Source organism: Panacibacter ginsenosidivorans (assembly GCF_007971225.1).
Lineage (GTDB): Bacteria > Bacteroidota > Bacteroidia > Chitinophagales > Chitinophagaceae > Panacibacter > Panacibacter ginsenosidivorans.
Genome location: NZ_CP042435.1, coordinates 2,506,321 through 2,518,160, shown reverse-complemented (window position 1 = coordinate 2,518,160; position 11,840 = coordinate 2,506,321). Strand labels below are relative to the sequence as shown.

Annotated in this window: 10 protein-coding genes; 4 read left to right on the top strand and 6 right to left on the bottom strand. The window is 38.5% G+C overall.

The features are described 5' to 3' along the window. Positions 1-22: 22 nt before the first annotated feature. Complete coding sequence (locus FRZ67_RS10610) at positions 23-637, top strand: YdeI/OmpD-associated family protein (RefSeq protein WP_147189529.1); 615 nt, start codon at positions 23-25, stop codon at positions 635-637. A gap of 32 nt (positions 638-669) precedes the next feature. Here the strand turns inward: FRZ67_RS10610 and FRZ67_RS10605 are convergent, their stop codons facing one another. The 3 genes from FRZ67_RS10605 to FRZ67_RS10595 form a co-directional block, all read right to left on the bottom strand. Continuing rightward, a complete protein-coding gene (locus FRZ67_RS10605; RefSeq protein WP_147189528.1) occupies positions 670-1,809 on the bottom strand; it encodes a glycerate kinase family protein in 1,140 nt (379 codons plus the stop codon). 126 nt (positions 1,810-1,935) lie between these two features. Then, entirely contained in the window at positions 1,936-3,264 is a 1,329-nt protein-coding gene (locus tag FRZ67_RS10600) for a GntP family permease (protein WP_147189527.1), read from the bottom strand. Positions 3,265-3,387: 123 nt separating this feature from the next. Beyond that, positions 3,388-3,819 carry a c-type cytochrome gene (locus FRZ67_RS10595; protein WP_158638348.1) on the bottom strand — a complete coding sequence of 144 codons (432 nt, stop codon included), beginning with the start codon at positions 3,817-3,819 and terminating at the stop codon, positions 3,388-3,390. Positions 3,820-4,134: 315 nt separating this feature from the next. Between FRZ67_RS10595 and FRZ67_RS10590 the strand changes: the two genes are divergently transcribed. Further along, a complete protein-coding gene (locus tag FRZ67_RS10590) occupies positions 4,135-4,821 on the top strand; it encodes a class I SAM-dependent methyltransferase (RefSeq protein WP_147189525.1) in 687 nt (228 codons plus the stop codon). Between the two features lie 131 nt (positions 4,822-4,952). On the opposite strand, the gene FRZ67_RS10585 is transcribed toward FRZ67_RS10590, so the two are convergent. Continuing rightward, positions 4,953-7,871: an FAD-binding and (Fe-S)-binding domain-containing protein gene (locus FRZ67_RS10585; protein ID WP_147189524.1), complete on the bottom strand. Its 2,919-nt coding sequence runs from the start codon at positions 7,869-7,871 to the stop codon at positions 4,953-4,955. A gap of 391 nt (positions 7,872-8,262) precedes the next feature. Between FRZ67_RS10585 and FRZ67_RS10580 the strand changes: the two genes are divergently transcribed. Beyond that, positions 8,263-9,270, top strand: a complete 1,008-nt coding sequence (locus FRZ67_RS10580; protein ID WP_147189523.1) for a DUF4421 domain-containing protein — start codon at positions 8,263-8,265, stop codon at positions 9,268-9,270. Between the two features lie 3 nt (positions 9,271-9,273). On the opposite strand, the gene FRZ67_RS10575 is transcribed toward FRZ67_RS10580, so the two are convergent. Next, positions 9,274-10,242, bottom strand: a complete 969-nt coding sequence (locus FRZ67_RS10575) for a transglutaminase domain-containing protein (protein WP_158638347.1) — start codon at positions 10,240-10,242, stop codon at positions 9,274-9,276. Positions 10,243-10,464: 222 nt separating this feature from the next. Here FRZ67_RS10575 and FRZ67_RS10570 point away from each other — a divergent pair, with 222 nt between their 5' ends. Then, complete coding sequence (locus FRZ67_RS10570) at positions 10,465-11,298, top strand: bifunctional transcriptional activator/DNA repair enzyme AdaA (RefSeq protein ID WP_147189521.1); 834 nt, start codon at positions 10,465-10,467, stop codon at positions 11,296-11,298. A 204-nt stretch (positions 11,299-11,502) separates the two neighbouring features. Here the strand turns inward: FRZ67_RS10570 and FRZ67_RS10565 are convergent, their stop codons facing one another. Next, positions 11,503-11,829, bottom strand: a complete 327-nt coding sequence (locus tag FRZ67_RS10565) for a DMT family transporter (RefSeq protein ID WP_147189520.1) — start codon at positions 11,827-11,829, stop codon at positions 11,503-11,505. Between the last annotated feature and the right edge of the window lie 11 nt (positions 11,830-11,840).

Here is an 11,840-nt window from a genome sequence, read left to right as displayed (position 1 = left end):
TTTCTGGTTAAATCAAAATGCTATGCCAACAACCGAACCACGCATTGATGCATACATAGAAAAATCAGCAGACTTTGCAAAACCAATACTATTGCACTTACGCAAATTGGTACATAAAGCATGCCCTGATGTGAATGAAGCTATCAAATGGAGCATGCCTTTTTTTGATTACAAAGGCGCGGCACTTTGCAACATGGCAGCATTCAAGGAACATTGTGCATTTGGCTTTTGGAAAGCCCGGCTTATGAAAGACCCTGAGAAATTATTTAATAAAGATGGCAAAAATGCGATGGGCCAGTTTAACAGGATCATCTCATTAAAAGATCTGCCTTCAGATAAAATATTGGTTACCTATATTAAAGAAGCAGCCCAGTTAAATGAAGCAGCTGTAAAGCTTCCGCCAAAGCAAAAAACACCTGTAAAAGAGATATCTGTTCCCGCTGCATTGACTGTGGCATTAAAGAAGAACAAAAAGGCACAGGAGGTATTTGAAAAATTTCCACCCTCGCACAGAAAGGAATACATACAATGGATAACCGAAGCAAAAACAGAAGCCACAAGAGATAAAAGAATTAAGTCTGCTGTAGAATGGATCAGTGAAGGAAAGGGTAGGAACTGGAAGTATGAACGCAAATAGAATATTTATCAGTTATAGAAGTTCAAGGTTACCTAAGCTGTATTTTTCATAGCTATCAAATCACCCAATGACCTTGCAGTGCGTATAAGATTTTCATAAGTGTATTGCATTGCTGTATATAGATCCATTGCTTCATTGCTTATCGGCATTAACACATCAAAATATTTTTGAAGGTTGTTGTCTTCTAGCAGAGGTACTTTGCCGGCGATGCCCACAACAGGAAGGTTATATTGTTTTGCTTTTTGTGCTACACCAAATGGACCTTTCCCATTTAAAGTTTGCGTATCAATACTTCCTTCCCCGGTAATGACCAGGTCTGTATGCTGAAGTGCTTTATCAAAATTTGTTACCTGTAAAAAATGATCGATGCCATTCACCAGTTTTGCATGCAGGAATGTATACAGACCGGCGGCTACCCCACCTGCTGCGCCGCCATGTTTTATCATCGACATATCTTTTCCTGATTCATCATAAACAATATTGCAAAGTTTTTTAAAGCCTTCTTCCAATATTAAAATGTCGTTTTGTGTTGCGCCTTTTTGTGGCCCGAATATTTTTGCGGCTCCATGCGCTCCAAGCAGGGTATTTTCAACATCACATAAAACAATTATTTCTGTGTGTAATATTCTGCTGTCCAATGAAAGAAGATTAACAGCGAAAAGATCTTTGAGTGTTGCGGGCAACTGTTGTAATTCTTTTTCATGTATATCAAAAAATTTTCCGCCCAATGCCTGCATAATACCTGTACCTGCATCCACAGTTGCACTGCCTCCGATGCAAATAATTATTTGATTTGCGCCACTATCCAGTGCTGCTTTTATCAGTTCTCCGGTACCATAAGTGGTGGCATGCAAAGGATCATATTCTTCCGGGTTTAATAAACGTAAGCCCGATGCATCTGCCATTTCTATGATAGCTGTTTTGCTTTCATTACTAAAGTCATATGACGCTTCGATGATCCTGCCTAATGGATCATGAACAGTTTTAATAATTTTTTTTGCATTGAAATGTGCAGCCAGCAATGCGCCTGTTCCATCGCCACCATCACCCACAGGAAAACAAATTGTTTCGCATTGAAGTTTGCTTTGCTGTAAGCCTTTACTGATAGCTTCAGCAACATCTTGTGCGTTTAAACTATTCTTAAAAGCATTGGGCGCTATAACTATTTTCATTGAACTGCGATTTGTATTGGTGGCCGACTTATAATATAAACACTGCAGCATAATATAAGTACAACAGATGAACGTAATGCGACGCAACGATGATGCCATGAAATACTATTGCTTGTACCACGTTATTTATAAAATAAACAGTGATAAAATATAAACCATGAGTAATGTTACAAGGCCCATGAATATCGTTGCGGTTGAATATACCCTTAGCATTGCTTTCATTTCTATACCTGAAAATTTTGTGATTACCCAAAAGTATGCATCGTTTGCATGAGAGATCATCATAGAACCGGCACCCATTGCTAATACTGCAATTAATTTTCCTGCTTCAGTATTTAGTCCTAATGCCGGTAATAAAGGTTGCACAATGGAAGCTGCTGTAATTATTGCTACAGTTGATGAACCCTGTGCAGTTTTTAAAATAAATGTAAGCAGGAATGGAAAGAGTATTCCAAGTGTGTTCAATGTAAATGCAGCACTAAAATGATCACCGATCTTTGTTGCAGCAAGCACGGCGCCAAATGCGCCGCCGGCACCGATGATTACTAATATACCACCGGCTTTTTCGGCAGATTCCTGAAGTAAGAGGCTTACTGTTTTTTTGTTCCATTTCTTTTTTGCATTAAAGGCAAGCAATATACCTGCACTTAATGCTACAACAGGGTCGCCGAGCACAAACCAGTTTTTTATCCAGTCATTTGTCAATGCGAATTCATTAAAAAAAGACGCGGCTGCAATCAACAGTATGGGAACAATTACCGGTAAAAATGCTTTTATAACAGAAGGGTGTGCAGTTTTGTCCTCAGGTATTTCATCTTCTTCAATGATGGCATATTCTATTTTATTGCCCGCATACCTTGCCCATAAGTGGCCAACAACCATGGCAGGCACGGCAATGATGATACCGTATGAAATAAGCTTACCAATATCTGCACCTATAGTTCCCGCAGCAGCTGCAGCACCGGGATGCGGTGGTAACAAACAATGCACGGCCAGTAAACCTGTAGCGAGGGAAACACTCGTTACTACAATAGACGCTCCTGTTTTCTTTGACAATGATTTATTTAAACCACTTAGAACGATATAACCTGAATCACAAAAGACAGGGAGCCCAACAATAAATCCTGTAATGCTCAAAGCTAGTGCTGCGTTGCGTTCTCCAACTTTTTTAAGAATATAACCGGCCATTACTTTTGTACTTCCGGTATGCTCCAGCAAAATGCCTAACGCAGTACCCAGCACAATTATAAACCCTAAAGACCGCATAATATTTCCAAAGCCATCTTTGATAACAGTGATAACATTCGTCATTCCCATACTTACGCCCAGCCCGGTAATAAAACAGGCAATCATCAGGGCAAAGAATGCATGAACCCGAAACTTTGCAGTAAGCAGAATAATAACTGTTATGCCGGCAAGCAAAAAAACCATTACCTGCAGAAAGGAAACATTCATTAAAACAAGTTAGGAAAATAATTGCTGAAACATTTTGTGCGGTTATTTTATTTGTTATCCAACGCCAGAAAATGCATTGGGCTTTTCTTGCGTCGCACACTTGTACGTCTTATTTTATCTCAGCTACTTTACTATAGTATTTTTATTGGTTGTGTCAAGCGAAAGAATATAACGCACCATTTCTTTTGCGTCAGCCATCTTCAGGTTTGGATGCGCGGTCATTTCTTTATTTCCCCACAAACCTTTACTGCCATGGATAACAGAATGAGAAAGATTTTCAACATTCCCTTCATTAAAATGATATTTTGCTGCAATCTCACGATAGGAGGGGCCAATCGTTTTTTCTTCTATCCTGTGGCAGGTAAAACAATCATTTGCTGCAATTAGCCTTGCTCCTTTCCGGTAAGCAGCGTCTGCTGTGTTTCCGGCGCTGTTTATAATACTATCTGTTGCAGAAGTTTTATCAGGATATTTTTTATTGGCCGGGTTGCCATTGTTGCATGCAATATGCGTCATTATTAAGATGACAGTACAACTAATAAGAGTATTTTTCATCACTAACATTATTGGTACATACTAATCAAGCAACCATAGTGCCAGAGCATTTGCTGTGATGCTATATGATGCAACAGTACAAGAGTGCGACGCAAGAAAAGCTTCATAGCGCCAGCGCTGCCCGGTAAAAAATCTACTAAAAATATAGACTAAAACACAGGCCCGTGGATGATTATAAAGTGCACAATTCATCAGTATAATTGCACATTTCATGCATGTCTGCCTGTTATGTTAATGAATGTTAATAGAATTTTGTACCTGTAGCTGGAAATATAATATCCTTACTGATTGACCTGTTAAGCATAAATAATTCACATGACACATCTTTTAAATAAACCGGTAAGTTTTGTAGATGACCAGGTTTGGACGGTATTGCCGGATTCCTTCTCTGCCCCCTATGATGGCAAAGCCAGGTTATATGAATGGCTGGTAAAACGGCATTGGTACAACAAATTATTCTGGGGAACTTCTCCATGCGATTACAGGCAGTTTGCAGCAAGATCTATTATGCACTCGAAGGGCAACCTTTTAGATATTGGTTGTGGCGGCCTTATACATACCGCTGCCATTTACAGCAAAACAAAACGAAATGTTTTTTTGCTCGACAATTCAACAGAGATGCTGAAACGTGGCTGCAGCCGTGTTACCAATGGACGCATTAACAACAATCTTTTCTTTTTGCAGGCCAACGCATTTGATATTCCATTCAGCAACAACAGTTTTGATTCGGTTGTAAGTTTTGGTACCATTCATTTGTTTGAAGACAAAGCCGCTTTTGTAAATGAGGCGTTGCGTGTGCTAAAGGTCGGTGGCGATTTTCACTTCTCTACCATGGTCACAGAAAGGCCTTTCAGTAAAAAATACCTTACTGCATTATATAAACGAAAAGAAGTAGGAACTCCTTTTAATGCTGATGAAATAATGGCTCTCTTTAAAGACAAAGTAAATGCCGTAAGCTATACACTGAAAGGAAGTATGCTTTTTATAAAAGGAGTGAAGTAATTTTTTGAGCCCGGCTGCATTACTACTATTAAATTTTCGTTGCGTCGCACTCTTCTACATTTTATAATTCTATTCAACAAATTCATCCGTTCAATTCGTGTAATTCGTACATTATAATTCGTGGCTTATTCTTACATCAACGCTTCATATAAAATCTCCACGGGATGTTTCGCATGTTTGCCTGTTCCATCTTTTACCTGGTGGCGGCAACTGGTACCCGGTGCAGCAATGACCACATCATCTATTTGTTTGCGAACTGCAGGAAATAAAACAAGTTCTCCAATTTTCATGGAAAGATCATAGTGTTCCTTCTCATAACCAAAAGAACCAGCCATACCGCAACAACCTGAAGGGATTGTTTCAACAGTATAATTTTCCGGAAGTGTTAGTGCTTGTACAGTAGGTGCAACAGAAGACAATGCTTTCTGCTGGCAATGGCCGTGCAGCATTATCTTCTTTTTTTCTTTGGTGAATTGTTCTTTACATATGTTGCCATTTTGAATTTCTTTTGCAATAAACTCATCAATTGTAAACACAGATTTACTCATTTCTACGGCGGTGGTGTAAAGGTCATCATCTGCAAGATCTACATATTCATCCCTGAAAGTAAGAATAGCAGAAGGTTCTATACCAATAAGCGGTGTTTCTTCGCTGATCAGTGAACACAACAGTTTGATGTTTTTGTTGGCCATTTTTTTTGCTTCTCTTATTAAACCTTTGCTCAACCAGGCACGGCCGCTTTCTTCATGTTTCGGAATGATAACTTCGTAGCCCAAGCGCTCTAAAAGTTGTATAGCTTTTATGCCAATTTCTGTATCGTTGTAATTAGTGAATTCATCACAAAAAAGATAAATTCTTTTTTGACTTTTGACTTTTGAGTTTTGAGTTTGATGCTTTTTATACCAGCTCATCAACGTTGTTTTATACATCGTCGGCATCGACCTGTCAACGGCAAAGCCTGATATTTTTTTAACGAGTGTACTTATAGTTTTGTTAGTCATCACAAAATTGTACACCCCCGGCATAATAGCACCAAGCCTTGCAGAATTACTGAAGTTCGCTATCAGCCTGCTTCTGAAAGGAACGCCATTGGCATCATAGTAATGCTGCATAAATTCTGCTTTCAGTTTGGCAACATCCACATTACTCGGACATTCAGACTTACAACCTTTGCAACTCAAACAAAGATCCATCACTTCATAAATTTCTTTATGATCAAACCGGTTAACCTTATCTGAATGCGTAAGAAATTCTCTTAAGATATTTGCCCTTGCTCTTGTGGTATCTTTTTCATTCCTTGTGGCCATAAAAGAGGGGCACATCGTACCGCCAGATAAATGTGTTTTCCTGCAATCGCCACTGCCATTACATTGTTCTGCATGCTGCAATACATCCTGGTTATAATACCTGAACACTGTATCGAATTTTGGTGTATGCTGGCCGGGTGTATAACGCAGCATGCTGTTCATGGAAGGTGTGTCAACGATCTTATTGGGATTGAAAATATTTTCAGGGTCCCAGGTATATTTTATATCTCTTAATAACTGGTAATTTTTTTCACCCACCATTTGTTTAATGAATTCGCCACGTAGCCGTCCATCACCATGTTCACCACTTAAAGAGCCATGATATTTTTTTACGAGTGTTGCGATCTCTTCTGCAATCGTTCTGAAAAGATGATTGCCTTCTTCTGTTTTTAAATTAATGATCGGCCTTAAATGGATCTCACCACTTCCTGCATGCGCATAATGCACTGAATACAAATTGTGCTTCTTTAAGATAACATTGAATTCTGCAATAAAATCCGGAAGGTCATTTACATCAACGGCAGTGTCCTCAATTACAGGAACGGCTTTATCATCGCCGGGCAGGTTACTCAATAAGCCAAGACCAGCTTTACGCAATGTCCAGATCTTCTTGGTATCGTCACCAAACAATAAAGGGAAATGATAACCTAAACCAGCAGCACGCATATCTGCTTCTACCTGTTGAGCAATTGGAATAATTTCTTCTCTTTTTTCTTTTGCAAATTCAATTACGAGTATTGCACCAGGATCTCCCTGCACAAAAAACCTGTTCTTGCGCTGTTCAATATTATCCTTTGTGCATTCAAGTATATAATGATCTATTAATTCACTGGCAGATGGGTGATATTTTAAACCGATAAGATTTGCTCTTAATGCTTCATCAATGGAATTAAAATGCACACAAAGCAAACCTGTTTCTTTTGGCGGCAATGGAACTACATTTACTTTTATTTCTGTAATAAAAGCAAGTGTACCTTCAGAGCCAGCAATGAGTTTACAAAAATTGAAACCCTCTTCACCCGCAGTAAATGGCGCAGTCTCCAATAGCAGATCAACTGCATAACCGGTATTTCTTCTTTCAACTGTTTTCTTGGGAAATTCTTTTCTTATTTCTACCTGGTTGTCGTAGTTACTTAAAATGCTCCTAACTTTTTTATAGATCTTTCCTTCCAGTGTTTCCACTTCACATTTTCGGTGAAATTCTTCAGCATTTATCGTTTTAAATTCAGCTTCACTTCCATCACTAAGAATTGCTTTTACTTCCAGTAAATGTTCTCTTGTGCTCCTGTACACAACAGAATTGGAGCCACAGGAATTGTTCCCCACCATACCACCGATCATAGCACGATTGGCAGTTGATGTTTCGGGGCCAAAAAATAAACCATGTGGTTTAAGAAACATATTCAGTTCATCACGAATTACACCAGGCTGCACCCGCACCCAATGTTCTTCTTTATTCAGTTCAAGTATTTGAGTAAATGATTTTGATACATCAACGATAATGCCGCTTCCCACCACTTGCCCTGCCAGAGATGTACCTGCCGTTCTTGGTATCAGCGAAGTTTTATTGGCACGTGCAAATGCAATCAGTTTTTTAATGTCATCAGTTGATTTTGGCATGGTTACCGCTAATGGCATTTCGCGGTAGGCAGATGCGTCCGTAGCATATAAAATACGCATCTTATTGTCGAAATAACAATCTCCTTCCAGTGATTGGGCTAACTGCTGCAACTTTTCGTTCATGTTTATACACTTGCTTTAACGGGCAGCAAAGTTACGTCGTTTAATGGCTTTACAGTAACCTGTTTGCCTTACATATGTTAGGAATTTTATGTACCCGGCAGTAGAATATGTATGTGACTTCTGTTGCGTCGCACACTTGTACCGGGGAAAAGTTTCATCAGTTTATGAAATTATATGTATTAAATAACCTGCAAGTTTTTAAGCAATTAATATTTTATTATTGTTCTGAACGTACACGAGTGCGACGCAACAGCAGCTTAATGCTTATTCAAAAGCCTGCTCAATAACCTTTCTTATGTATACTTATCTTTTTGATTTACTTTCATGCGTCTGCATTATAAAAGACTCTTGGCATGGTATTTAAACAATATGGATAACACTGTTTCATTGCATGAAAAATAATAAACTTTATCAGTTACTTACTTTGGCTACCTGCCTGTTATTTTTAATGGCGCCGCATCAACTATTTGCGCAACATAAGCCTGGACACGACAGTATTTATTTTACAACTTATCCGCAGAGACTTACCACCAGATTTTATTTTTCCAAAAAATACACATCAGTTACGTTTCCCGCAGCAGATAAACAAAACGATCTTACATACCGGGCCAATACGCCACTTACCATGGGTGTTGGTGCTACGTATAATAATTTGTCTTTGAACCTCTCATATGGTTTTGGTTTTCTTAATCCGGATGATGAGAAAGGGAAAACAAAAAGTATAGATCTTGAATTGCATGTTTATCCTTACAAATGGGCGATAGATGTGCTGGGCATTCACCATAAGGGTATGCATATTGAGCCTAAAGGTTACGCAGCAGTTAATGCAAACAATTATTATTATCGCCCGGATGTAATAATGACGCTTGGTGGAATTAGTGCGTATAGAGTAATTAATAACGACAGATTTTCTTACAATGCAGCCATGATACAAAGTGAATGGCAAAAGAGATCGGCTGGCTCTTTGTTATATGGCGGAGAAATTTATTATGGATCGATAAAAGCAGACAGTAGTTTAGTACCTGTGGCAAAAACAAGTTTGTTTGAGCAGGCAGGTGTAGATAAAATGCAGTTCTTTACAGCTGGCATTGGGGCAGGGTATGCATATACACTGGTAATAGAAAAGCATTTATTTGTAATGGGTTCTGCTATTGCCAATATAGATATTAATTTATCTGACGAACATAATGGAAATAATCAAAATAAACATACAGCGGTAACACCGTCTTTTATTTATAAAGCGGCTGTTGGTTACAATTCCCATGATTGGGTTATAAGTGCCAACTGGGCCGCCAATACTTTATGGGTAAATGGTGAATCTTCGGCAAGATCATACATGATCCCAACCGGTAACTATCGCTTTATTCTTGCTAAACGAATCGGGATAAAAAGAAAATAAATATTAGTTGATTTTCTGTTGTATTAGTGAATCAACAGGGGCAGAAGCAGGAAGATGCTCATCCCTTTTTACATTTAGTTTATAGCGCATAATAATTTCATCATCAAAGATTACATGCAGCCATTCTATTTCTGCTGACATAACATGGTAAGTGTAACTTATTTTTTTACCAGACACTTTATTAACGGGTTTAACGGCACCACAACATTGCATAATAAATACTGTGTTTGAATCTGCATAAGGCAGGTCTGAGATCCATAATCTTTCAGGGCGTACTGCTTCAAGTTCAAACACAATACTGTCGCCCACATTTGCTTCTATAATTCCAAATGAAGGGCTATAAGATTTAATATAAAACCTGTTAAACGCCATTGTTTTAAAAGGTGCATACATAAACTCATTTAATACCGGTGGTTGTGGCAACAAGGTCCATCGCATATCTTCAGGATAATGGTCCTTGATGAATTCAACAGGGTCTGTGAGAAAATAGTTAGGATTATAGTCACGTTGAAATTCATTCTTATAATTAATGTATCCGCTTGCCCAGGTGGCATCAAGCAGGTGCCATACTGTATCGAAGAAAACAGCATTCCACCGGTGATTGCTGGCAAATCTTTTATCTGTTCTGCCAGCACTTGCTTTTCCGAGACCTGTTATTACTTCGCATGGTATGCCTGCATGCAGGCATAAGGATTTAAAAAGATTTGCATATCCGCTACATACTGCTGTTCTTCTTTTTAAGACCAGTATGGCAATACGCTCATATAAAGGCTTTAATGGGGCAATAGTATCTTCATCTTCCTCATCAACCACAGGAGCGTATCTGTAGTTATTATTAGTCTCATAACGTTTTACATTATAAGCTATGTTTTGAGTGATCCAGTTAAAAATAGAAGCCACTTTCTGCGCGTCTGTCGTATCTGTGGCTGTGAGCATTTGCGACAATAACTCAGGTGAATTTATTTCATTCAAGTCAGGGTATTGTTTTGCACTATTTTGCGCTATGCAATGTTGAACTAAGCATAATAAAAAAATAATAGTCATGTTTTTCATATACTTCATAATCATTTTAGAAAACAGACTTAATTTAATTTATTTACTGCAATATAATTGCGACAGTTTAATTTTTATCTAAACGTTAAGGTGCGCAAGTTTCGGGTTGGTATAAGTACAGTAGCTATATATTTTTGCAATATGAGAACAGATTATGATCGCATAGAGCAGGCCATTCTTTACATTAAAGAAAATTTTCAGCAACAGCCCGCATTGGATGATGTAGCTAAACAGGTGCACGTAAGCTCTTATCACTTTCAGCGTATGTTTAAAGACTGGGCAGGAGTCAGTCCTAAAAAATTTTTACAATATATAAGTTTAGAACATGCAAAGAAATTATTACAGCAAAATGCTTCTCTTGCTGATGCAAGTTTTGAAACAGGCTTATCTGGCACAAGCCGTTTGCATGATTTGTTTATAAGTATTGAAGGCATGACGCCCGGTGAGTACAAAAATGGTGGGGAAAATTTAGAGATACATTACAGCCATGCTGAAACCCTGTTTGGAGATGTTATCATTGCTTCAACTTCAAAAGGCATTTGCCATCTCGCTTTTATTGCAAAAGAAACGGAAGCCGTGGAACAACTGAAAGCGAAATTTCCGAACGCATTATTGATACAGAAGACAGATCTTATGCAGCAGCATGCATTAGAAATATTTAAAGGCGATTGGGAAAATTTAGCAGCAATTAAGCTTCACTTGAAAGGAACACCTTTCCAGTTAAAGGTATGGGAAACCTTGCTGCATATACCTTTGGGCGGTGTAACGACTTATGGTACTATTGCCAGTTATGCAAACCAACCCAATGCTTCCCGTGCAGTAGGCACAGCTATTGGCAGCAATCCTGTTGCATATTTAATTCCCTGTCATCGTGTTATTCGCGCTACGGGTATTACCGGGGAATACGCGTGGGGTAGTACACGCAAGACTGCATTGCTCGGTTGGGAATCAGCAAAAATTTTTGGTGATAATTGATATAAGAATTTTTTTGGAATCAAGCCATAATACACGTGGCATCAACTGTTGCGTCGCACTCTTGTACTATAGAAAATGAATGAACAGTGAACAATACTCTTTACTTATTATCTCATCGGCTTGTCGCATCTTCTTCCGAACGTACAAGTGAGTGACACAACAGAAGTTTAATAGAATTACTAAAGCCTGCACCAAAATAAAATTCTAATTCGAAACGAATTTTAACCCAATAATAGATGCTATCAATGTAGTGAGAAAAAATAAACGCCAGAAATCTGCTGGTTCATTAAAAACAAAGATTCCAACCAATACCGTTCCTACAGCTCCAATACCAGTCCACACTGCATAAGCTGTTCCTACCGGTAATGTTTGTGTTGCTTTATAAAGCAAGTACATACTGATAGAGAGGCTAACGAAAAAACCAACCATCCAAAGAAGTGATGTATTGCCGGTTGTTTCCTTTGCTTTGCCCAAACAGGCGGCAAAACCAACTTCAAAAAAACCTCCTATAATGAGTATTAGCCAATTCATATAAATTTTTT

Bases quoted from the DNA above. Each gene is read 5' to 3' on its own strand.
- FRZ67_RS10610 (WP_147189529.1), top strand. From the start codon at position 23: ATGCCAACAACCGAACCACGCATTGATGCATACATAGAAAAATCAGCA.
- FRZ67_RS10605 (WP_147189528.1), bottom strand. From the start codon at position 1,809: ATGAAAATAGTTATAGCGCCCAATGCTTTTAAGAATAGTTTAAACGCA.
- FRZ67_RS10600 (WP_147189527.1), bottom strand. From the start codon at position 3,264: ATGAATGTTTCCTTTCTGCAGGTAATGGTTTTTTTGCTTGCCGGCATA.
- FRZ67_RS10595 (WP_158638348.1), bottom strand. From the start codon at position 3,819: ATGAAAAATACTCTTATTAGTTGTACTGTCATCTTAATAATGACGCAT.
- FRZ67_RS10590 (WP_147189525.1), top strand. From the start codon at position 4,135: ATGACACATCTTTTAAATAAACCGGTAAGTTTTGTAGATGACCAGGTT.
- FRZ67_RS10585 (WP_147189524.1), bottom strand. From the start codon at position 7,871: ATGAACGAAAAGTTGCAGCAGTTAGCCCAATCACTGGAAGGAGATTGT.
- FRZ67_RS10580 (WP_147189523.1), top strand. From the start codon at position 8,263: ATGAAAAATAATAAACTTTATCAGTTACTTACTTTGGCTACCTGCCTG.
- FRZ67_RS10570 (WP_147189521.1), top strand. From the start codon at position 10,465: ATGAGAACAGATTATGATCGCATAGAGCAGGCCATTCTTTACATTAAA.
- FRZ67_RS10565 (WP_147189520.1), bottom strand. From the start codon at position 11,829: ATGAATTGGCTAATACTCATTATAGGAGGTTTTTTTGAAGTTGGTTTT.